Source organism: Streptomyces sp. NPDC007983 (genome assembly GCF_042958345.1).
Classification (GTDB): Bacteria; Actinomycetota; Actinomycetes; order Streptomycetales; family Streptomycetaceae; genus Streptomyces.
Genome location: NZ_JBIBJI010000016.1, coordinates 41,289 through 62,675, shown reverse-complemented (window position 1 = coordinate 62,675; position 21,387 = coordinate 41,289). Strand labels below are relative to the sequence as shown.

The following is a 21,387-nucleotide window of genomic DNA, read 5'->3' as shown; positions in this document are numbered from 1 at the left end:
CGGCGGTCGCCGAGGCGACGCCCGCATCGGACGTCCGCCCTTCGGCGCTCACCTCGGAGGTCCGCCCTCGGACGTCCGCCCTTGGACGGCCTCCTTTGGACGTCCGCCCTTGGCGCCCCCCGTTCGACGCCCCGGTCGGCACCCGCCCGGACGCTCAGCGCGTCGCGGGCAGGAATCCCACCTTGTCGTAGGCGAGCGCCAGCGTCTCGGCGGCGACGGCACGAGCCTTGTCCGCCCCCTTGGCCAGGATTCCGTCCAACGTCCCCGGGTCCGCCAGGTATTCCTGGGTCCGCTCGCGGAACGGCGTCACCCACTCGACCAGCACCTCGGCCAGGTCGGTCTTGAGCGCGCCGTACCCCTTGCCCTCGTACCGGTTCTCCAACTCCGCGATGGAGCTGCCGGTGAGGGTGGAGTAGATGGTCAGCAGATTGCTGACGCCGGGCTTCTTCTCCTCGTCGAAGCGGATCTCGGTCTCCAGGTCGGTGACCGCGCTCTTGATCTTCTTCGCGGAGACCTTCGGCTCGTCGAGGAGATTGACGATGCCCTTGGGGGTCGAGGCCGACTTGCTCATCTTGATCGTCGGATCCTGGAGATCGTAGATCTTCCCGGTCTCCTTGACGATGAACGGAGCGGGGACGGTGAAGGTCTCGCCGAAGCGGCCGTTGAAACGGTCCGCGAGGTCGCGGGTCAGCTCGATGTGCTGGCGCTGGTCCTCGCCGACCGGGACGTGGTTGGCCTGGTAGAGCAGGATGTCCGCGACCTGGAGGATCGGGTACGTGAAGAGGCCGACGGTCGACCGGTCGGCACCCTGCTTGGCCGACTTGTCCTTGAACTGGGTCATGCGGGAGGCCTCGCCGAAGCCGGTGAGGCAGTTCATCACCCAGCCGAGCTGAGCGTGCTCGGGCACATGGCTCTGGATGAAGAGCGTGCAGCGGTCCGGGTCGAGACCGGAGGCGAGCAGCTGGGCTGCGGCAAGCCGGCTGTTGGCTCGCAGCTCCGCCGGATCCTGCGGCACGGTGATCGCGTGCAGGTCGACGACGGTGTAGAACGCGTCGTGGGTTTCCTGCAGCGCGACGTACTGCCGGATCGCACCGAGGTAATTCCCGAGGTGGAACGAGCCTGCGGTGGGCTGAATACCGGAGAGCGCACGGGGACGATCAAGGGCCATGCCACCCATTCTCTCAGGTGTGGAACCAGACTCGGTCCGCCGGTGTATCAAAGGTGTGAGGACTCGTGAGGGGGCGCGGGAGGGGGACCTCGTCGCGCAAGACGCAGGGCAAGACGCAGCACAGGACTCAGCACAGGACACAGGGCGGGAAACAGGGCAGGAAGCGGCGCAGGACGCAGGACAGGACGCGGCGCAGGACGAAGCAGCGCCCGCGGCAGGGCCGGATGCGGCCGTGATCGCTCGGGTGCGGGCCGGGGAGACCGAGGCGTATGCCGAGCTGGTGCGCGCCCATGCGCCGATAGCGCTGCGCACCGCCGCGCTGATGGGCGCGGGCGCCGACGCCGAGGATGTGGTGCAGGACGCCTTCGTGAAGGCGTATCTCGCGCTGGGCACCTTCCGGGGCGATGCCGCCTTCCGGCCGTGGCTGCTGCGGATCGTCGCCAATGAGACGCGGAACGCGGTGCGCTCGGCGCGTCGGCAGCAGACGGCGGTCGACCGCGAGGGGGCGATGATCGGAGCCGATCCGGCGATACCGGAGAGCGCGGATCCGGCGGCCGTGGCGCTCGCGGACGAGCGGCGGGCGCGGCTGATGGCCGCGCTGGAAGAGCTGAGCGAGCCACAGCGGTGGGTGGTCACCTACCGCTATCTGCTGGATCTGGACGAGGCGGAGACGGCGGCGGCCCTGGGCTGGCCGCGCGGCACGGTGAAGTCGCGGCTGAGCCGCGCGCTGCGGCGGCTGGAGCTGCTGCTGGAAGCGGACGAGGTGGCCCCGTCCGGTGAGGGACCGGGGCGGGCACGGCAGGGAGGCATAGAGGATGGACGGGGAAGGGCTGCCCGGCGAGCTGCGGGCGCTCGGGCGCGCACTGGAGGGGCCACGGCCCGCCGACCCGCCGGCGGACGGCTCCCAGGAGGACGGCCTCCAGGAGGACGGCCCCCGGGGGGACAGCCCCTGGGAGGGCGGCCGCCAGGCAAACAGCATGCCGTCGGCGAGCGGCGAGACGATGGCCGAGCGGGTGCTGGCCCGGATCGTGGGCATGCCGGATCGGGCGGCGCCCGGTGACCGCATCCATGAGGAGCAGTGGTGGCAGGAGCTGCCCGGGCTCGAGGCCGGGCAGGGGCCCACAAGCACCCCCGGCCGGTCGGCGGACCGGCGGCGCGACAGGCCGCCCTCGCCTCGGCCGCCTCAAGCCTGACCTCCGACGGTTCGACGCTCGGCTCGCCGGTCACGGGGCACGCCCCCACCCTGGGTGGTGTCGCAGCTTCTCGGTGGCGTCCCAGAGCCGCGTCACAGAGCCGCGTCACAGAGCCGCGTCACAGAGCCGCGTCACAGAGCCGCGTCACAGAGCCGCGTCACAGAGCCGCGTCACAGAGCAACGTCACAGAGCAGTGCCCCAGAACGGTGTCCAGAACGGTGTCCCGGAACGGAGGACGTCTTGACCTCGACCGACCGCCCCTCGGAGCGCGCCATCGCGGCCGCCGAGGCCCACAGCGCGCACAACTACCATCCGCTTCCGGTCGTCGTCGCCTCCGCCGAGGGGGCATGGATGACCGATGTGGCAGGCCGCCGGTATCTGGACCTGCTCGCCGGGTATTCCGCTCTCAACTTCGGGCACCGCAACCGGCGGCTGATCGACGCCGCCAAGGCGCAGCTGGAGCGGGTCACGCTCACCTCGCGCGCGTTCCACCACGACCGGTTCGCCGCCTTCTGCGCGGAGCTGGCGGCGCTGTGCGGGATGGAGACGGTGCTGCCCATGAACACGGGCGCGGAGGCGATCGAAACGGCGATCAAGACCGCCCGCAAATGGGGCTACCGCGTCAAGGGCGTGCCGGACGGGCGGGCCAGGATCATCGTCGCGGCCAACAACTTCCACGGCCGTACGACCACGATCATCAGCTTCTCCACCGACCCGGAGGCCCGCGCGGACCACGGCCCGTACACCCCGGGGTTCGACATCGTGCCGTACGGCGACCTGGCGGCGATGGAGGCGGCGCTCGACGCCGGGGCCGGGGAGACGGTCGCCGTGCTGCTGGAGCCCGTCCAGGGCGAGGCGGGGGTGCTGGTGCCGCCGCCCGGGTATCTGGCCGGGGTGCGCGAGCTGACCCGGGCGCGGGGCGTGCTGTTCATCGCCGATGAGATCCAGTCGGGCCTGGGCCGCACCGGGAAGACCTTCGCCTGTGAGTACGAGGGCGTCGTTCCGGATGTCTATGTGCTGGGCAAGGCGCTGGGCGGCGGGGTGGTGCCGGTGTCGGCGGTGGTGTCCTCCGCCGAGGTGCTGGGCGTCCACCGCCCCGGCGAGCACGGCTCGACCTTCGGCGGCAATCCGCTCGCCTGCGCGGTCGCGCTGGAAGTGATCGCCATGCTGCGGACCGGGGAGTTCCAGGGGCGCGCGGCCGAGCTGGGCGAGCATCTGCACCGGGAGCTGGCGCAGATGGCCCGCGGCGGCGCGGTGGACGAGGTGCGGGGGCGCGGGCTGTGGGCCGGTGTGGACATCGAGCCGTCGCGCGGCACCGGGCGGCAGATCTCCGAGCGGCTGATGGACCGCGGGGTGCTGGTCAGGGACACCCATGGGTCCACCATCCGGATCGCACCGCCCCTGGTGATCGGCAAGGAGGATCTGGACTGGGGCCTGGACCAGCTCAGGGCGGTGCTGGCGGAATGAGGCGTGCTGCCGGAGCGGCCCGACGCCGCACATCGCCGTGGCGCCGCTTAAAGGATCACGTGTGGCACAAAGCGCGCGTACTCGTCCGTGATCAGCCCGGCCGACTCCCGGATGCCGAGCCCCGCGGGCTCGTCCTCCACCACCCACGCACCGAGCACGACGCGGTTGCCGTCCATATCGGGCAGCGGGGCCAACTCCTGGTAGCAGCAGGCCTCGTCCCTGACGACGGGCTCCGCACCCGGCTCGTGCACGGTGACACCCGCGCCCTCCCGGCCGAGCAGCGGTTTGGCCACGTAGCCGCTGGTGCGGGCCAGTTCGCGGGGTCCGTCGAGGTAGGCGGGCAGCAGGTTGGGGTGGCCGGGGTACAGCTCCCACAGGATGGCCAGCAGCGCCTTGTTGGACAGCAGCATCTTCCAGGCGGGCTCGATCCACAGGGTGGAGCCGGTGCCGCCGCCGTTGTCGATCGTGTCCAGCACATGGGGGCCGAACTCGTCGGTGACCAGCCACTCCCAGGGGTAGAGCTTGAAGCAGCCGCGGATGAAGCGGTGCCGCAGGTCCACGAAGCGGCCGGAGAGCCGTTCCCAGCCGATGTCCTCCACGGAGATCGCCTCGGTCCGCAGCCCCGCCTGTTCGGCCGTCTCCCGAAGGTAGGCGACGGTCATCAGGTCCTCGCCCAGCTCGTCACCGGCCGAGTGGGCGAAGTACAGGGGCACGCCCGGCGGCAGCAGGGCGGCCTGGTTCCGCCAGGCGTCGACCAGCCGCTCGTGCAGCGAGTTCCACTGGTCGGCGCCGGGGAAGCGGTCCTCCATCCAGAACCACTGGGCGCTCGCGGCCTCCACCAGCGAGGTGGGTGTGTCCGCGTTGTACTCCAGCAGCTTCGCCGGGCCCGGGCCGCCGTCGTACCGCAGGTCGAACCGGCCGTAGACGCTGGGCTGTTCGGTCCTTCGGCGCCAGGACTCGGCGACCAGCTTGACCACCCGCGGATCCTCGATGCCGAGGTCGGCGAAGCGGTCGGCGTCGACGATGTGGGCGGCCGCCTCCAGACACATCCGGTGCAGCTCCTCGACGACCTCCTCCAGCGCCTCGACCTCGGGCAGCGTGAAGGCGTAGTAGGCGCTCTCGTCCCAGTACGGGCGCAGCGAGCCGTCCGGGTAGCGGGTCAGGGGGTAGATGACCCCCTGCTCCTCGACCGTGGTCTGCCAGTCGGGGCGGGGGTCGATGGTGTGACGCTTCATCGGGTCGCCGTCCGGTCAGCCGCCGCCGGATCCCGAGCAGCCGAAACCGCCGCGGTCGGCCGCCTGGCTCTTGCTGAAGGTGCCCTCGTCGGCCCAGCGGCCGTCGACGTCCGGGTCGTAGTACCAGTCGCCGTCGACCCGCTTGGTGGTGCCGCGGCTGCTCTTCTTCTTGCCGCCCGTGGAGCTCGAAGAGCTTTTGCAGGCGCTGGAGTCGACGATGCGGTAGCCCCTGACCGCGTCGTAGCTGTCCGGGTCGACACAGCGCTTGTCGGGCTCCGATCCGCAGGAGGTGAGGGCCGCCGCGAGTGCGCCCATACCGCCCAGGATCACCGTGCTCGACCGCAGTCGTCGTGGACCGGTCCGTTCCATTGGTTCTGCTCCCCCGTTCGTCGGTCCGCCCACCCTAGAGGGCGTTATCGCACAAGTGAACGCCGGGGGCGGGAAGCTGCCGGCTCAGGGCAGCACCCGGCACAGCGCCTCCAGGGCGCCCGCGAAGGCGTGATCGGGCGGCGTCCCATAGGCGAAGACCAGCGCGTCCGGCTCGGAGCCGCCGCCTCCGGGTTCGCCTTCCTCGCGGTAGCGGTAGCGGTTCAGGCCCTCCATGGCCAGGCCCTGCCAGGCCGCGCCCTGGAGGACGGAGCGCACGGTGCCCGGCGGCAGTTCGAGCACCGCGTGCAGCCCGGCCGCGATGCCCGTGACCCGCACCTGCGGGGCGCGTTCGGCCAGCGCCGCCACCAGCTGGTCGCGGCGCCGCTGGTAGCGCAGCCGCATCCCGCGCACATGGCGGTCGTACGCGCCGGAGGCGATGAACTCCGCGAGCGTCAGCTGGTCCAGCGCGCCCGACTGCCACTCCCCCGTCCGCTTGACCGCCAGCAGCCGGTCCAGCAGATGATCCGGCACCACCATCCAGGCCAGCCGCAGCGCGGGCGCCAGGCTCTTGCTCGCCGTGCCCAGATAGACCACCCGCTCGGGGTCCAGGCCCTGCAGCGCGCCCACCGGCTGGCGGTCGTAGCGGAATTCGCCGTCGTAGTCGTCCTCCAGCACCAGCCCGTCGGTCCGGGAAGCCCAATCCACCACGGCGGCCCGCCGGTCGGGGTCCAGGGCGACGCCGGTGGGGAACTGATGCGCCGGGGTGAGCAGCGCGGCCCGCACGTCGGTAAGGCGGTGCAGTTCGCCGGTGCGGGCGCCCCGCCCGTCGACCGGCAGCGGCACGGTGCGCAGTCCGCCGCGGCGCAGCACATTCCAGTGGAGGTCGAGGCCACAGGACTCGACGGCCAGCGCACGGTGGCCGTCCCGGTGCAGCGTCCGGCCGAGCAGGGCGAGCCCCTGGATGAACCCGGCGCAGATCACGATGCGTTCGGGCGCGGCCCGCACCCCGCGGGCGCGCGCGAGATAGTCGGCCAGGACCCGGCGCAGTTCGGGCCGCCCGCTGGGGTGGCCGTAGTTGAAGGCGTCGCTGGGCGCGGCGGTCAGGGCGCGCCGGGCGGCGGACAGCCAGGCGGAGCGGGGGAAGGCGGAGACATCGGGCGACCCGGCCCGCAGGTCGTACGCCGGGCGGGTGGCGGCCACGGCGGCGGCCGGCAGGGTGCGCGGCGGTGCGGGCTCGGGCGGGACGACGCGCCGGGCGACCCGGGTGCCGGAGCCCTGCCGGGCGGTGAGCCAGCCCTCGGCGACGAGGTCGCCGTAGGCGTCGGCCACCGTGTTGCGGGCGATGCCGAGGTCGGCGGCGAGCGAGCGGGAGGAGGGCAGCCGGGTGCCGGGGGCGAGCCGGCCGCTGCGTACGGCGTCGCGCAGGGAGCGGATGAGCGCGGCCCGCACCCCGCTGGTCCCGCCCCGCGGCAGGTCCAGATGCAGATCGGCACCGAGGCCGTTCTCCGTCGCGGAGCGTGGCTCTCCGGGGTCGGAATTGGCCCACGAATCCTCCATGAAAGTGGACCATACCTCTGGGCTGGTCAGGTTCTAGCGTGGACCGCATGACGACGCATGAGAGCACCCATCAGCACGGTCCCCGGATGCGGTTCGCGCAGGCGGCCCCCGAGGTCTACAAGGCCATGATCCAGCTGGACGCGGCGGCCCGTAAGGGCCTGGAGCCCGCGCTGACGGAGCTGGTCAAGATCCGCGCCTCGCAGGTCAACCACTGTGCGTTCTGCATCGACATGCACATCAAGGACGCCCGGGCTGCGGGCGAGTCCGAGGAGCGGATCTACCTGCTCAACGCCTGGGAGGAGGCGGTCGGCGTCTACACCGAGAAGGAGCAGGCCGCGCTCGCCCTGACCGAGGCCGTCACCGTCCTGACCGACGGCTTCGTCCCGGACGAGGTGTACGAGCGGGCCGCCAAGCACTTCGAGGAGCAGGAGCTGGCCCAGCTCATCGCGCTCATCCTCACCATCAACGCCTGGAACCGGATCGGGGTGACCACCCGCCTGGTCCCGGGCTCCTACAAGCCGACCGCGGGCTGAGGAGGAGGGGGTCCCATGACGATCAGTGCCACGGCCATGCCGTACGAGCGGGAGGCCAGGGCGTTCCGGGCGATGCACCACGGCCGGGAGGCGGGGGCGCCGCTCGTGCTGCCCGGCCCCTGGGACGCCGGTTCCGCCCGCGCCTTCGCGGACGCGGGCTTCCCCGCGCTGGCGACGCCGAGCGCCGGGATCGCGGCGTCGCTGGGCTACCAGGACGGCCGGACACCGGCCGAGGAGATGTTCGCCGCGGTGGCCCGGATCGTCCGGGCCGTGGAGGTGCCGGTGTCGGCGGACCTGGAGAGCGGCTACGGCCTCGACGCCAAGGAGCTGGTCGAGCGGCTGCTGGAGACCGGGGCGGTGGGCTGCAACCTGGAGGACTCCGACGCGCAGACCAAGCAGCTGGCCGACCCGCGGGAGCAGGCGGACCGGCTGGCGGCGGTGCGGGCCGAGGCGGGCGACGGCCTGGTGATCAACGCCCGGATCGACACCTTCGCCCGCGGGGAGTTCGCCCAGGGCGGGGCCGACGACGCCGAGCGCGCGGCCGAGGCGGCCATCGAGCGCGGACGGGCCTATGCGGCGGCGGGCGCGGACTGCGTCTATCCGATCTTCGCGCCCCCGGAGCTGCTGCCCCGGCTCGCGGCCGCCATCGGCGTGCCGGTCAACGCGTCGGCGTTCGCCCCGGACGGCCCCTCCCCCGCCGAGCTGGGCCGCCTCGGCGCCGCCCGCGTCACCTTCGGCCCCCGGCTCTTCCGCGAGACGATGGCCGCCGCCCGGGACCTCGCCCAGCGGCTGGGCCCCGCGCCGTCCACCCCATAAGGGGGGAACGAGACGGGGCCCGGGCCGGACGCGTCGTTCAGGGGGTGACCGCTAGCGCAGCCACTTCTTCCAGACGTCCGGATGCGCCGTGACCCACTTCTTGGCCGCGTCCTGCGCCGACATCCCGTCCGAGGCGATCAGCTCGGACACCTGGTTCTGGTCCTTCTTGGTCCAGTGGAACTTCTTCAGGAAGGCGGCGGCCTTGCCACCCTGCTTCGCGAAGTCCGCGTTGAGGTACTTCTGCAGCGGGGTGGTCGGGTAGGCGCAGTCGATGGAATCGGGGTTCTTCTCACCCTTGGCAGCACACTTGTCGGTGTACTTGGGCAGCTTCACCTCGACCATCGGAACCTGGTTGAACAGCCACTGCGGCGTGTACCAGTACGTCAGGAAGGGCTTCTTCTGCTTGGCGAACTGCTTGATCTGGGTGATCTGAGCGGATTCCGAACCGGCGAAGACGATCGAATAGTTCAGCTTCAGATTCTTCACCAGCGCCTTGTCATTGGTGACATAGGACGGGGAACCGTCGAGCAGCTGGCCCTTCCCACCGCTTTCCGCGGTCTTGAAGGTCTTGGCGTACTTGTTGAGGTTCTTCCAGTTGAGGACATCCGGATGCTTCTTGGCGAAGTACTTCGGCACCCACCAGCCGATGTGGCCGGTGACGCCGAGGCCGCCGCCCGAGGCGATCGTCTTCTTGTCCTTGACGTAGCGCTGTTCCTGCTCCGGGTGGCCCCAGTCCTCCAGGATCGCGTCCACCCGGCCCTGGCTGAGCGCGTCCCACGCCGGCACCTCGTCCACCTGGACGGTGTCGACGTGGTAGCCCAACTCGTGCTCCAGCAGGTACTGGGCGACGGCCACGTTGGCCTGGGCGCCGACCCAGGACTGGACGGAGAGCGTCACACTCTTCGCGCCGCCCACATTGGCGTACGGCGAGGACTGCTTGGACATGTCCGCCGCGCCGCAGCCGGTCGCGGTGAGCAGGGCCGTGACCCCGGTGGCGGCCATCAGCAGCTGCCGGCGGCGCGCGTTACGGGCCGTAGCCATCTCAGGCCCCCTTCTTCTCGCGGCGTGCGGTCGGCTGGGTCACCCGGTCGAGCATCAGACCCAGGCAGACGATCGCCGCGCCCGCCACCAGACCGGTCGCCAGGTCGCCCTGCGCCAGGCCGAACAGCACGTCGTAGCCGAGCGCGCCCGAACCGACCAGACCGCCGATGACGACCACGGCCAGCACCAGCACCACACCCTGGTTGACAGCGAGCAGCAGCGCCGGGCGGGCCAGCGGAAGCTGGACCTGGCGCAACTGCTGCCCCTGGGTAGCGCCGAGCGAGCGCGCCGACTCCAGCGCGGACGGGTCGACGTTCCGGATCCCCTGGGTGGTGATGCGGATGACGGCGGGCAGCGCGTAGACGATGGCCGCGGCCGCCGCCGGGGCGCGGCCGACACCGAACAGCGCGACCACGGGGATCAGGTACACGAACTGCGGCATGGTCTGGCACACGTCCAGCACCGGTCGCAGCATCTGCTCCAGCCGGGCGCTGCGCGCGGCCCAGATGCCGATCGCGAAGCCCAGCACCAGCGTGACGACGACGGCCGCCAGCACCTGGGAGAGGGTGTCCATGGACGACTGCCACACGCCGAGCACACCGATCGCGGCCATGGCGGCCGTGGCGGTCAGCGCGGTGGCCCAGGTGCCGATCAGCCAGGCCAGCGCCGCGACGATCAGCAGGATTCCGTACCACGGGACGCCCTGCAGCCCCTCACGCAGCGGGTCGAGGATCCACTTGAGGTAGTTCGCGGCCCATTCGGCGGTACCGCCGACGACCGGCACCCCGGTGTAGAGGTGGTCGACCATCCACTCCTTGAACTGGTTGACGGGCCCCTCGATGGCGACGGTCCAGCCGCCCGGCCAGGTCTGGGAGCCGGCCAGCCTTCCGGCGACGGCGATGACCGCGGTGATCACCGCGACGCCCGCCCACGCGGGCCAGCCGCGCAGCAGCCGGGACCCGCCCTCGGCCTGGGGCGCGCCGAGCCGCTCGCCCGCCGACCCGATGGTGCGGTCCATCACGACGGCGAGGAGCACGATCGGGAGCCCCGCGGCGAGCGCCTTGCCGACGTCGACGGTCGACAGCGCCTGGTAGACGCGGTCACCGAGACCGCCGCCGCCGATCACGGACGCGATCACGGCCATGGACAGCGCCATCATGATCGTCTGGTTGATGCCCAGCAGCAGTTCCTTACGGGCCAGCGGCAGCCGGGCGGACAGCAGCCGCTGCCGCCAGGTCGCGCCGAGCGAGGCCACGGCCTCCAGCACCCCGGCGTCCGCGCCGCGCAGGCCGAGGGCGGTGAGCCGGGCCATGGGCGGAGCCGCGTAGATCACGGTGGCCAGCACCGCGCCGGGCACGCCGTTGCCGAAGATCATCACGACGGGCAGCAGATACGCGAACGCGGGCAGCACCTGCATGGTGTCGAGGATCGGCCGCAGCGCCCGGAACGCCCGTTCCGAGAGCCCGCCGGCCAGGCCCAGCAGTCCGCCGATGACGACGGAGACGGTGACGGCGACGGCCATCAGCGCGAGCGTCTGCATCGTCGGCACCCACATGCCCAGGCCGCCGCAGACCGCCAGGGACACGAGGGTGGTCACCGCGACCCGCACCCCGGCCACCCGCCAGGCGAGCAGGGTCAGCCCGGCGGTGACACCGGCCCAGCCGAGGGCGAGCAGGGCGACGTAGACGGCCCGGACGCCGATGATGATGGCCTGGCTGATGTGGCCGAAGAAGTAGAGGAAGATCCAGTGGCTGTCGCGGTTGTCGAGGATCCAGTCGCTGGCCTTGCCCAGCGGCCCGGACACATCGACGGTCAGCGCGTGCGGCCAGCTCGCGCCGGCCCACTTGGCGTGGGCGAGCGGTATCAGCACGGCGGCGATCACGGCGAGCACCGCGAGCTTGCGGACGGTCCGGCTGCCGACGGCCGCGCGCAGGCGCGAGGGGCGCGCTTCGTCCGCGGCGGTCGTGCCCGCGGACGGCCCGGTATCGGGGTCGGTACGGGGTCGGGTGGTCGTCGCGCTCACACGCGCCTCCCGGTGCCGCCCGGCGGGAAGAAGGTCGGGGGCGTGCTCATGCGGCGGCCGCCTCCTTCCCCTCCAGGCCCGCGACGACGTTGAGCAGGCAGGCGTGGTCGACGACGCCCAGGCAGCGGCCGCCGTCGACGACGCGCGCGGGGCCGCCGGAACGGGCCACGGCCTCGATCGCGTCGGCGACGGTGGTGCCCGGGGTCAGCGCGGGGCCGCCGTCCTTCTCGTCGGACTTCGCGGGCCGCATCGCGCGGCGCACGGTCAGCACCTGCTCGCGCGGCACATCGCGGACGAAGTCCCGTACGTAGTCGTCGGCCGGGGAGCCGACGATCTCCTCCGGGGTGCCGAGCTGCACGATTTCGCCGTCGCGCATCAGCATGATGCGGTCGCCGAGCCGCAGCGCCTCGCTGAGGTCATGGGTGATGAACACCATCGTCCGGCCCTCGTCGTGGTGCAGCCGGATGACCTCCTCCTGCATGTCGCGGCGGATCAGCGGGTCGAGCGCGCTGAACGGCTCGTCGAACAGCAGCACCTCGGGGTCGACGGCGAGCGCCCGGGCCAGGCCCACGCGCTGCTGCTGACCACCGGAGAGCTGGCCGGGGCGACGGCGCTCCAGACCGGCCAGGCCGACCTTCTCCACCATCTCGGCGGCCTTGGCGCGGCGCTCGGCCCTGCCGACACCCTGGATCTCCAGGCCGTAGGCGATGTTGTCGAGGACGGAGCGGTGCGGCAGCAGACCGAAGTGCTGGAAGACCATGGCGGCACGGTGCCGGCGCAGATCACGCAGCCGGGACTTGTCCATGGCCATGACGTCCTCGCCGTCGATCTTCAGCGTCCCGGAGGTCGGCTCGATCAGACGGGTGAGGCAGCGCACCAGCGTGGACTTGCCGGAGCCGGACAGCCCCATCACGACGAACACCTCACCCGGCTCGACGTCGAAGGAGACGTCCCGGACGGCGGCCGTGCAGCCGGTGCGGGCGCGCAGCTCCGCGGCGGGCAGCTCGGCCTCGGGCGAGCCGGGGACGCGCTCGGCCTTCGGGCCGAACACCTTCCACATGTCACGGACCGAGAACACCGGGGTGCGGTCGCCGGTCTCGGGGGTCTTGGGGGCGTCGGGCGTCTCGGGGACCAGAGTCGCAGCCATCACGCCTCACCTCCCGGAGCGAGCTGGGCGGCTCGTTCACGCGACCGGTACCTGACCTGATCACGCTCACCGACCAGCAGATCCGCGCACTTCTCGCCGACCATCAGCACTCCGATCATGGGGTTCACAGCGGGCATGGTCGGGAAGACCGACGCGTCGGCGATCCGGATGCCGGACAGGCCGCGGATGCGCAGATCGGGGCCGACCACGGCCAGCTCGTCGTTCGCGGCGCCCATCTTGCAGGTGCCGGCGGGGTGGTAGACGGTGTGCGCGACCTTACGGGCGTACTCGCTGATGTCCTCGTCCGAGGTGACCTCCGGGCCCGGGCACACCTCGCGCTTGAGCCAGCCGGCCAGCGGCTCGGTCTTGGCGATCTCACGGGCGAGCCGGATGCCGTCGACCAGGGTGCGGCCGTCGTAGTCCTCCTCGTCCGTGAAGTAGCGGAAGTCGAGGGCGGGCTTGACCTCGGGGTCGGCGCTCGTCAGGTATAGCCGGCCGCGGCTGCGCGGCTTGGGGATGTTGGGGGTCATCGACACGCCGTGCTCGGGCTTCTCGTAGCCCAGCCGCTCCGGGTTGTCGGTGAACGGGATCTGGTAGAAGTGGAACATCAGATCCGGACCCTTGGACTCCGGGTCGCGGCGCACGAACAGGCCGGCGTCCGAGTCCATCGCGGAGTTGTCCGGGATCGGGCCGTCCGTCTCCCACACGATCACCGACTCGGGGTGGTCGAGCAGGTTCTCACCGACGCCCGGCAGATCGACCTTGACCGGTATGCCCAGCGCCTCCAGGTCGGCCTTGGGGCCGATACCGGAGTGCATCAGCAGCCGCGGGGTGTCCACCGCGCCCGCGCAGACCAGCACCTCGGTCGTCGCCCGGACGAGGATCTCCTCGCCGTCCTTGGTGCGGACGTGCACTCCGGTGGCCCGGCCGCTGTCGTCCAGCTCCAGCTTGTGCGCCCAGGTCTCCAGCATGATGTGGAGGTTCGGCCGGTCCAGGAAGGGGTGCAGATAGGCGACCGACGCCGAGGAGCGCTTGTTGTTCTCCGGGTGGTACGAGAGGTCGAAGAAGCCGACGCCCTCGTGGAACGGCTGCTTGTTGAAGCCCTCGACGCGCGGCACGTCGGCGGCGGCCTGGGCGGCCTCCACGAAGTCCCGGGCGATCGCGTTCCGGTCCTTCTCGTCGACCGCCACGATGTTGTTGCGCAGCTTGTGGAAGTACGGGTCCATCGAGGCGGCGTCCCAGCCCTCGGCGCCCGCCTCGGCCCACTCGTCCCAGTCGCCCGGCAGCGGTTTGAACGAGATCAGCGTGTTGTGCGAGGAGCACCCGCCGAGCACCCGGGCGCGGCTGTGCCGGATGTGCGAGTTGCCGCGCGGCTGCTCGACCGTGGGGTAGTCGTAGTCCAGATCGCCGCCGAGCAGCCCCAGCCAGCGGCGCAGGGTGAGGACATCGGGACGGTCGATGTCGGTGGGGCCGCCCTCGATGACGGCGACGCGAACGTCGGGGTCCTCGGTGAGCCGGGAGGCGATCACCGATCCTGCGGTGCCTCCGCCGATGACGACGTAATCGTATGCGTCAGGTACGGGCATGGTGGGGGTTACTCCTCGCGGTCTTCCGGTCTTCCGGGACGGCCCACACGGGTGCGGGCCTGGGGCCGTCCCCGGAGGGGATGGGGGTTACGGACGAAGGGGGAGAGACGCCGGGCGCCGTCACCGGACGCAACGGGACCCGGGCCCGGCGGGAGGTCCGGGCCCGGCCGTGCCGCCCCGGGCGGGGGCCGGCGGTGGGGCGTCAGCCGCCGAACCAGCGCACCGGGCTGGGCCGCAGGTTCTCGTAGACATGCTTGGTCTCGCGGTACTCGTCCAGGCCCGCCGGGCCCAGCTCGCGTCCGACGCCGGACTTGCCGAAGCCGCCCCATTCGGCCTGCGGGAGGTAGGGGTGGAAGTCGTTGATCCATACGGTGCCGTGGCGCAGCCGCGCGGCGACCCGGCGGGCGCGCGCGGTGTCGGACGACCAAACGGCGCCGGCCAGGCCGTACTCGGTGTCGTTGGCGAGGGCCACGGCCTCATCTTCGGTGCTGAACGTCTCCACCGAAAGGATCGGCCCAAACGTTTCTTCACGCACGACGCGCATCTCGCGATGGCACTGGTCGAGCACGGTCGGCAGGTAGAAGTAGCCGGTCGCGGGGCGGACGTCGGACGGCTCGGGCTGCTTGCCGCCGCAGCGCAGCACGGCGCCCTCCTCCAGGGCGGACGCCACGTACGCCTGGGTCTTGGCGAGCTGCTGGGCCGAGACGAGCGGACCGCACTCGACACCCTCTTCGGTGCCGCGGCCCAGCTTGATCTTCTCGGCGCGGCTGACCAGCTCGGCGACGAACCGCTCACGCACCGACTCCTCGATGATCAGCCGGGCGCCGGCCGAGCAGACCTGGCCGCTGTGGATGAAGGCGGCGTTCAGGGCCTGGTCGACGGCGGTGTCGAAGCCCTCGTCGGTGGCGCAGGCGTCGGCGAAGACGACGTTCGGGTTCTTGCCGCCCAGCTCGAGGGCGACCTTCTTCACGCTGGGCGCGGCGGCCTGGGCCACCTTGGTGCCACTGGCCAGGCCGCCGGTGAAGGACACCAGGTCCACATCCGGGTGCTCGGACAGCCGGGCGCCGACCGGGTCTCCGGCGCCGGTCACCAGGTTGGCCACGCCGTTCGGCAGGCCCGCCTCGCCCAGCAGCTGCACCAGGTGGATGGTGGACAGCGGGGTCACTTCGCTGGGCTTGATGACGAAGGTGTTGCCCGCCGCGAGTGCCGGGGCCACCTTCCAGCTGGCCTGCAGCAGCGGGTAGTTCCAGGGCGTGATCATCGCGCAGACGCCGACCGGCTCGTGCACCACGACGCTGTGCACATCGGGGCTGCCCGCGTCGACCACCCGGCCGGCGGACTCGCCCGCGACCAGCTCGGCGAAGTAGCGGAAGGCGTTGGTCACGTCGTCGACGTCGACCCGGCCCTCCTCCAGGGTCTTGCCGGTGTCGCGGCTCTCCAGGAGCGCGATCACCTCACGGTCGCGCTGGAGCAGATCGGCGACCCGCCGCAGCAGCGCCGCCCGCTCGGCGACAGGGGTGTGCGGCCAGGGGCCGCTGTCGAAGGCGCGGCGCGCGGCGGCGATGGCCGCGTCGGTGTCCTCGGCGCCGCCCTCGGCCACGATCGCGAGCGTCTTGGCGTCCGCGGGGTCGAGAACCTCCCGCTGCGCGCTGGATGCGGCCGCCCGCCACACCCCGTCCACATGAATGGTCTCGACTGCCGACACGTCTACCTCTGCCTTCCGGTATTGCGAACGTTCCCGCTGGCCACGCCAGCAACAAGGACCCCTTACCGGAAGCACGAAACGTATGCGCAAATTTTCCTTGAAAGTGGCCCGGCTCACGCGCGACGGAGGGCGCGCCCGCCCGAGGCGGCGGCCTCGGGAGCTACGAAGCGGTGCAGTAGGCGGTGGGGCAGAAGGTCTCCAGCACGGTGTCGTGGAGCGACTGCTCCTCGGCCCGGTCGCCGGCGGGGCCGATGATCAGCACCGCGTACATGGTGCCGTTCTGCGCGGCGAAACGGCGGTCGAGTATGCGGCGGGCGCCGGACTCCTTGCTCTGGTACGTGTACTCCAGCTGGGCCGGGTCCATGGCGGCCGCGCCGAGCTGGGCGAGGGTGATCTGCTCGTAGTCGCGGCTGCGGGACGCCAGCCGCTCGGCCTCCTGCGCCGACTCGTACGGCGTGGCCTCGGGGCCGTGCAGCTCGAACACCTGGATCTGGGTGGAGTCGTCGGGCGAGGTGTAGAAGACGCTCGGGCCCTCCACCGTCCGCCGCCATCCGTCGGGGACGGCGAGGTCGAAGCCCTTCGGGTCCCGCGCGGTGCTGAACCCCGAGGGCGGTGCGGAGCCCGTCAGGGACGGGAGCGCCGATGGGGATGACGCGGACGGCGCCCCGGACGGGTCCGCCGAGGGCAGACCGGACGGCGCGGCGGTCGGCACTCCGGACGGCAGATCCGTGGGCGCACCGGTCTCGGGCGCGGGATAGACATCGCTGGGCGCGGTGGCCTTCGCGGTCGCCGAGGGCACGGGGGTCCCGCGCTCCCAGGGCAGCGGGCCCGCCTGGTTCCGGGTCGTCCCGTCACCGCCGAACGCCACCCAGCCGGAGAACGCGATCCCGGCGGTCAGGAACACCGTGACCGCCACGGCCTGCAGCACCCGCCGCGTCTCGGCCCCCGGTCCGGCGCCGGATCCGGCGTCCGGCTGCCCCTGCGGGCTTTCGTCGGGCCCCCACTGGCGGGTCTCCCACTGCTGCGTGTCCCCCGGCCCCCGATACTCCTCCGGGCCCCACTGCTCCTCGGGCCTGCGCGGCCCCTCCGAGCCCCCGTCAGTCATGCCCGCCCCCCTAAACCGTATTCTTCTACCGATAAGAAGAGTTAACCGCGTTAGCCGACATATGGGTACCCACTACGCTCATCTCGGCTCCGCTCAGGTGGCCGGGCAGTACGTGGTGGGGCAGAAGGCGCCCAACGCGACGCGCTGCAGCTCCACCTGACGCGGCCACTCATCGGACGGGCCCGCCACCAGCACCGCGTACTGCACCCCGTCCGGCCCGGTGAAGGCACGGTCGAGGACGCGGCGCGGACCGTACTTCGGGCTGCGATAGCCGTACTCCAGCTCCGCGTCCGCGTCGTCGCCCGGGCCGAGCCGCTTCAGCCCGTACCGCTTGTAGTCGGGGTTCTTCTTGAGGCTGGTCTCGGCCTGCTTCAGCGCCTCGTACGGGGTGACCTGTGGGCTGGTCAGGGCGAAGACCTGGATCAGCCGGCTCGCGTCGGACGACTCGTAGAAGACCCCCGTATCGCGCTTGACGCGCTGCCAGCCCACCGGGACGTCCAGCCTGAACCCCTCCGGATCCGTGGTGCGTTCATACCCCTGCGGTGGCCCGCTGCCCGCGGCGACCGAATCGGACGGCGACGCGGACGGCTGTGCCGACGACGGCACGCCATCGGACGGCGACGGCGAGCCGCTGTCCCAGCCGGACGAGGTCGCGCTGGGGCCGCTGTCCCCCTGCGCCGTGTCGTCACCGCTGCCCGACAGCAGATGCCAGGTGCCGACGCCGATGCCGCCGATGAGCACGACGGCCAGCACCACGAGCAGCACCGGCCCCCGGTGCGGGCTCGGCGGCCGTCTGCCCGGGGCGGGCGGCTCGGCGCCCTCCCCCACCCAGCGCTGCGCGGCCTCGTCCCAGTGCGGGCCGCGCTCGTCGCCCGGCGTGCTCATCTCAGCCGCCCAGCAGCGCGCCGACCGCCTGGCCGACGGCAACGCCCGACGCCAGCATGCCGATACCGGCCCCGGCGTCCTGCAGCAGCACCCGGAGCCGGGCGAGGCGGCCCGCACCGGCCCGGCCGGTGCGCCGGATCTCGTCCTGGGTGCCGGCCAGTTCGTCCGACAGCGCGCTGACCTCGGGGCTGGCCACCAGCCGCTCCAGGTCGGCGGAGAGCTGCCGGGCGGCGCTCAGCAACTCCTCGTACGCCGGGTCGCAACCGGCGCCGCCCTGCGGACCGTTCACGATGTGGTTGTGGTCGCCGATGCCGACGACCCCGCCGCGCACATTGCCGATGCGGATGTCCCCGAACCGCCGCCCGCCCTGGCTTCCGGCCGCGCCCGCGCCGCTTTCCTCGTCCCGTTCCTCGTCCCGCTCAGCCGTCGCCATGGCCGCCTCCCCCTCCGTTGCCCCTGGTATTGCTGACCGTGTTGTGGTCGCCGACGGTGATGGCGCTGTCCTGCGCGGACTCGATGAAGATGCCGCCACCGCTCACGTTGATGATCTTCTGCTCGAACTCGCCGGTCTCCCATCCCGCTTCGTCCAGCGCCTGCCGCACCCCGTTGGCCACCCGGTCCTCGACGCTCTTCAGATAGCGGCTGACGTCCATCTCCTGGAAGAGCGAGGCGCTGCCGTCGCTGCCCAGCTCGCGCACGGATCTCCAGGGCCCGTCGGGGATGGCCGCGCCATAGGCGCCCGTGTACATCCGCACGAAGAAGGCGATCATCCGGAAGCCGTGGATCAGCACGCGGCCCGCGGCCGTGGGCGTCCGGGCCAGCGCCCACAGCGCCTTGCCCGGCAGTCCGCCGCGGCGGTGGGAGTCGGTGAGCCGGTCGATCGCGCGGAAGTCCGGTCGGATCGGGCGCAGCACGTGCGGGGCGAACTCCACCATCAGCATGCCGCCTTGGGTGTGCACCCGGACGAAGACGGTGGTGACGACCTCCTCCTGCCAGGCACCGACCCGGATGCGCAGGAAGTGCCGCCGGACCTCGCCGCCCTCCTCGACCGCCTCGGCACGCTCCCGCTCGAAGTGCGCCTCGCCATGCGGCGCGAGCGAGCGGCTGCGCAACCCGGTGGCCTTCACGAACACGCACTCGTCCAGCTCCAGTCCGCGCAGCCGGTCGCGGACCTCGACCGACTGCCTCGGCACCGAGGCGCTCCGGGCGGGGTCCCGGGCCGGGGGCCGGGCGGACGGGGTGCGCAGATTCTCCACCAGCGGCCGGATCCGCTCCAGGATCACCCGGTTGTCCAGCGGCACCGCCGTACGGCCCTCGCGCGGCCGCAGCTCGACCGCGAGCGTCCAGGTGGCGTGCGCGGTGCCCGCCCCGAGAAACGGGTGCTGATCGTGGTAGAGGATCACGGGCGCGTGCTGCTCGCGCCGGATCAGCTCCCGCACCCGCCGCAGACGGGCGCTGCCGGAGCGCTCGGCGGGGTCGTCGTCCGGAGCGGCGAAGGTCCGGGGATCGAGGTCGGTGGACAGCACCCGGGCCACATGCTCGCGGTGCAGGGCGACCGCCGCGGCCATCGCGGCGGGGATCAGCAACGCGGCCCAGGCGGCACCGGCACCCGCCCCGGCCGTCAGCCCCTGCAGCACGTCGCTCTCCAGGGCGCTCGGATCCGGTTTGTCCCCGAGGACCAGCTCCAGCGCGGAAAACACATAGGCGATCAGCAGCACCACTCCGACCACCCGCAGGACGGCGGCCAGCCGCCTCCGGGCGGGCGCGATCCCGTCGGAGCCCGGATAGTCGGCGCGGAAGGGGCCCGAGGCGCCGCCCCTGGCCCAGGTCGCCAGCAGCAACAGCCCGCAGGACAGCAGGAAGACGGGGAAGAAGCCCTTGGCCAGCAGCGCGTGCAGCAGCCAGAGCGCGATCAACAGCAGGATCCAGCCCGCCTCCAGACGGCGGGCGCGCAGCGCGTGGGCGAGCACCCGGGAGGCGTCGATGCCCAGCGACGGCGCCACCACGCGCTCCTCGTGGACCAACAGCTCGTCCACGACCGCGTCGCGGAAGTCGTCGTCCAGATACGCACCCGCGCACAGCAAACGCGTGGCCTCACTGGCTGCGTGGCTGGAAGCGTGACTGGAAGCGTGATCACTGCGACTGCCTGAGCCCATGCTCTCCCCCCGAGGCCGGCGTCAACCCCTCTTACGGTAGGAGAAGGTGGGGCGCAAGGACAGGGAATAGCCGAAGGGTCACTCTCCGGAGTGAATAACGGAGGGTGACCCTTCGGAAGTCCGCAGCGCGGTGCTCAGATGCGGCGGCGCATCATGCGGTGGCGCATCAGATGCGGTGGCGCGTCAGATGCGGTGGCGCGTCAGATGAGGCCCAGGCCGCGCACGGCCTCGCGCTCCTCCTCCAGCTCCTTCACCGACGCGTCGATGCGGGTGCGGGAGAACTCGTTGACGTCCAGGCCCTGGACGATCTGGAACTGCCCGTCCTTGGCGGTGACCGGGAAGGACGAGATCAGGCCCTCCGGCACGCCGTACGAGCCGTCGGAGACCACACCGGCCGAGGTCCAGTCACCGGCGTCGGTGCCGTTGACCCAGGTGTGGACGTGGTCGATGGCGGCGTTGGCGGCGGAGGCGGCCGAGGACGCGCCCCGGGCCTCGATGATCGCGGCGCCGCGCTTGGCGACGGTCGGGATGAAGGTGTCGGCCAGCCACTGCTCGTCGTTGACGACCTCGGCGGCGTTCTTGCCCGCGACCTCGGCGTGGAAGACGTCCGGGTACTGGGTGGCGGAGTGGTTGCCCCAGATCGTGAGCTTCTTGATCTCGCCGACCGGCACCCCGGTCTTCTGGGCGAGCTGCGACAGCGCGCGGTTGTGGTCCAGGCGCGTCATCGCGGTGAAGCGGTCGCCCGGTACGTCCGGGGCGGCGGCCTGGGCGATCAGGGCGTTGGTGTTGGCCGGGTTGCCCACGACCAGGACCTTGATGTCGTCCGCCGCGTGGTCGTTGATGGCCTTGCCCTGCGGCTTGAAGATGCCGCCGTTGGCCTCCAGCAGGTCGCCGCGCTCCATGCCCTTGGTGCGCGGGCGGGCGCCGACCAGCAGCGCGACGTTGGCGCCGTCGAAGGCGACGTTCGGGTCGTCGGAGATGTCCACGCCGCGCAGCAGCGGGAACGCGCAGTCGTCCAGCTCCATCGCGGTGCCCTCGGCGGCCTTCAGCCCCTGGGGGATCTCCAGAAGTCGCAGTTTGACCGGCACATCCGCGCCGAGGAGCTGACCGGAGGCGATGCGGAAGAGCAGCGCGTAGCCGATCTGGCCGGCCGCGCCGGTGACGGTGACATTGACGGGAGTGCGGGTCATGGCGGTCTCCTGCGCTGTGTTGTCCGAGATCTCTTGGTGTCGAGATACCGGCGTCAGGCTATCCGACGGCGCCGCGCTCGCATCCCCGGGCCTCTGTGTCGCTGCTCACCGGCACGCCCCGGCGGCCGCCTGTCAGGAGGGGGAGTACAGGCGGCCGCCCGGTGCCGCACCCGTGGGGGGCTCGGCGTGCGCATGCCCCGATTCCCCGGGG

The 21,387-nt window shown here is 72.0% G+C and carries 17 protein-coding genes and 1 pseudogene; 4 read left to right on the top strand and 14 right to left on the bottom strand.

All coding sequences use genetic code 11. The features are described from left to right. Positions 1 to 154 precede the first annotated feature (154 nt). A complete protein-coding gene (trpS, locus tag ACFZCY_RS34725) occupies positions 155 to 1,168 on the bottom strand; it encodes a tryptophan--tRNA ligase (protein WP_391182419.1) in 1,014 nt (337 codons plus the stop codon). 232 nt (positions 1,169 to 1,400) lie between these two features. Between trpS and ACFZCY_RS34720 the strand changes: the two are divergent. Both ACFZCY_RS34720 and rocD read left to right on the top strand, forming a co-directional pair. After that, positions 1,401 to 1,958, top strand: a pseudogene (locus ACFZCY_RS34720) (RNA polymerase sigma factor); the annotation flags it as partial. A gap of 643 nt (positions 1,959 to 2,601) precedes the next feature. Continuing rightward, a complete protein-coding gene (rocD, locus tag ACFZCY_RS34715; protein ID WP_391182416.1) occupies positions 2,602 to 3,828 on the top strand; it encodes an ornithine--oxo-acid transaminase in 1,227 nt (408 codons plus the stop codon). Between the two features lie 47 nt (positions 3,829 to 3,875). Here the strand turns inward: rocD and ACFZCY_RS34710 are convergent, their stop codons facing one another. The 3 genes from ACFZCY_RS34710 to ACFZCY_RS34700 all read right to left on the bottom strand — a co-directional run bounded on the left by ACFZCY_RS34710 (position 3,876) and on the right by ACFZCY_RS34700 (position 6,989). Continuing rightward, the gene (locus tag ACFZCY_RS34710; RefSeq protein ID WP_391182413.1) at positions 3,876 to 5,063 is read right to left on the bottom strand and encodes a glutathionylspermidine synthase family protein; all 1,188 of its coding nucleotides are present in this window, start codon (positions 5,061 to 5,063) and stop codon (positions 3,876 to 3,878) included. Between the two features lie 15 nt (positions 5,064 to 5,078). Continuing rightward, entirely contained in the window at positions 5,079 to 5,432 is a 354-nt protein-coding gene (locus ACFZCY_RS34705) for a hypothetical protein (RefSeq protein ID WP_391182410.1), read from the bottom strand. Positions 5,433 to 5,516: 84 nt separating this feature from the next. Beyond that, positions 5,517 to 6,989, bottom strand: coding sequence for an aminotransferase class I/II-fold pyridoxal phosphate-dependent enzyme (locus ACFZCY_RS34700; protein ID WP_391182407.1), 1,473 nt, complete (start codon positions 6,987 to 6,989; stop codon positions 5,517 to 5,519). 47 nt (positions 6,990 to 7,036) lie between these two features. Between ACFZCY_RS34700 and ACFZCY_RS34695 the strand changes: the two genes are divergently transcribed. After that, on the top strand, positions 7,037 to 7,522 hold the full coding sequence (locus ACFZCY_RS34695; RefSeq protein ID WP_055547265.1) for a carboxymuconolactone decarboxylase family protein: 486 nt from the start codon (positions 7,037 to 7,039) through the stop codon (positions 7,520 to 7,522). Between the two features lie 15 nt (positions 7,523 to 7,537). After that, positions 7,538 to 8,338, top strand: a complete 801-nt coding sequence (locus tag ACFZCY_RS34690) for an isocitrate lyase/phosphoenolpyruvate mutase family protein (protein ID WP_391182404.1) — start codon at positions 7,538 to 7,540, stop codon at positions 8,336 to 8,338. 51 nt (positions 8,339 to 8,389) lie between these two features. On the opposite strand, the gene ACFZCY_RS34685 is transcribed toward ACFZCY_RS34690, so the two are convergent. The 10 genes from ACFZCY_RS34685 to ACFZCY_RS34640 all read right to left on the bottom strand — a co-directional run bounded on the left by ACFZCY_RS34685 (position 8,390) and on the right by ACFZCY_RS34640 (position 21,176). Beyond that, a complete protein-coding gene (locus ACFZCY_RS34685; protein ID WP_391182401.1) occupies positions 8,390 to 9,379 on the bottom strand; it encodes a glycine betaine ABC transporter substrate-binding protein in 990 nt (329 codons plus the stop codon). Between the two features lies 1 nt (position 9,380). Next, positions 9,381 to 11,402, bottom strand: a complete 2,022-nt coding sequence (locus ACFZCY_RS34680; RefSeq protein ID WP_391182398.1) for an ABC transporter permease subunit — start codon at positions 11,400 to 11,402, stop codon at positions 9,381 to 9,383. Between the two features lie 46 nt (positions 11,403 to 11,448). Next, entirely contained in the window at positions 11,449 to 12,549 is a 1,101-nt protein-coding gene (locus tag ACFZCY_RS34675; RefSeq protein WP_391182395.1) for a betaine/proline/choline family ABC transporter ATP-binding protein, read from the bottom strand. After that, a complete protein-coding gene (locus ACFZCY_RS34670) occupies positions 12,549 to 14,135 on the bottom strand; it encodes a GMC oxidoreductase (protein WP_391182392.1) in 1,587 nt (528 codons plus the stop codon). The genes ACFZCY_RS34675 and ACFZCY_RS34670 overlap by 1 nt, the downstream gene beginning before the upstream one ends. A 202-nt stretch (positions 14,136 to 14,337) precedes the next feature. Then, positions 14,338 to 15,840, bottom strand: coding sequence for an aldehyde dehydrogenase family protein (locus ACFZCY_RS34665; protein WP_391182389.1), 1,503 nt, complete (start codon positions 15,838 to 15,840; stop codon positions 14,338 to 14,340). Between the two features lie 160 nt (positions 15,841 to 16,000). Next, entirely contained in the window at positions 16,001 to 16,945 is a 945-nt protein-coding gene (locus ACFZCY_RS34660) for a serine/arginine repetitive matrix protein 2 (protein WP_391182386.1), read from the bottom strand. Positions 16,946 to 17,038: 93 nt separating this feature from the next. Next, positions 17,039 to 17,830, bottom strand: a complete 792-nt coding sequence (locus tag ACFZCY_RS34655; protein ID WP_391182383.1) for a hypothetical protein — start codon at positions 17,828 to 17,830, stop codon at positions 17,039 to 17,041. A 1-nt stretch (position 17,831) separates the two neighbouring features. Then, a complete protein-coding gene (locus ACFZCY_RS34650) occupies positions 17,832 to 18,263 on the bottom strand; it encodes a hypothetical protein (protein WP_391182380.1) in 432 nt (143 codons plus the stop codon). Beyond that, a complete protein-coding gene (locus tag ACFZCY_RS34645) occupies positions 18,250 to 19,914 on the bottom strand; it encodes a hypothetical protein (protein ID WP_391182377.1) in 1,665 nt (554 codons plus the stop codon). Before ACFZCY_RS34645 ends, ACFZCY_RS34650 begins: the two co-directional genes overlap by 14 nt. A 272-nt stretch (positions 19,915 to 20,186) precedes the next feature. Continuing rightward, a complete protein-coding gene (locus ACFZCY_RS34640) occupies positions 20,187 to 21,176 on the bottom strand; it encodes a malate dehydrogenase (RefSeq protein WP_391182374.1) in 990 nt (329 codons plus the stop codon). Positions 21,177 to 21,387: the final 211 nt, after the last annotated feature.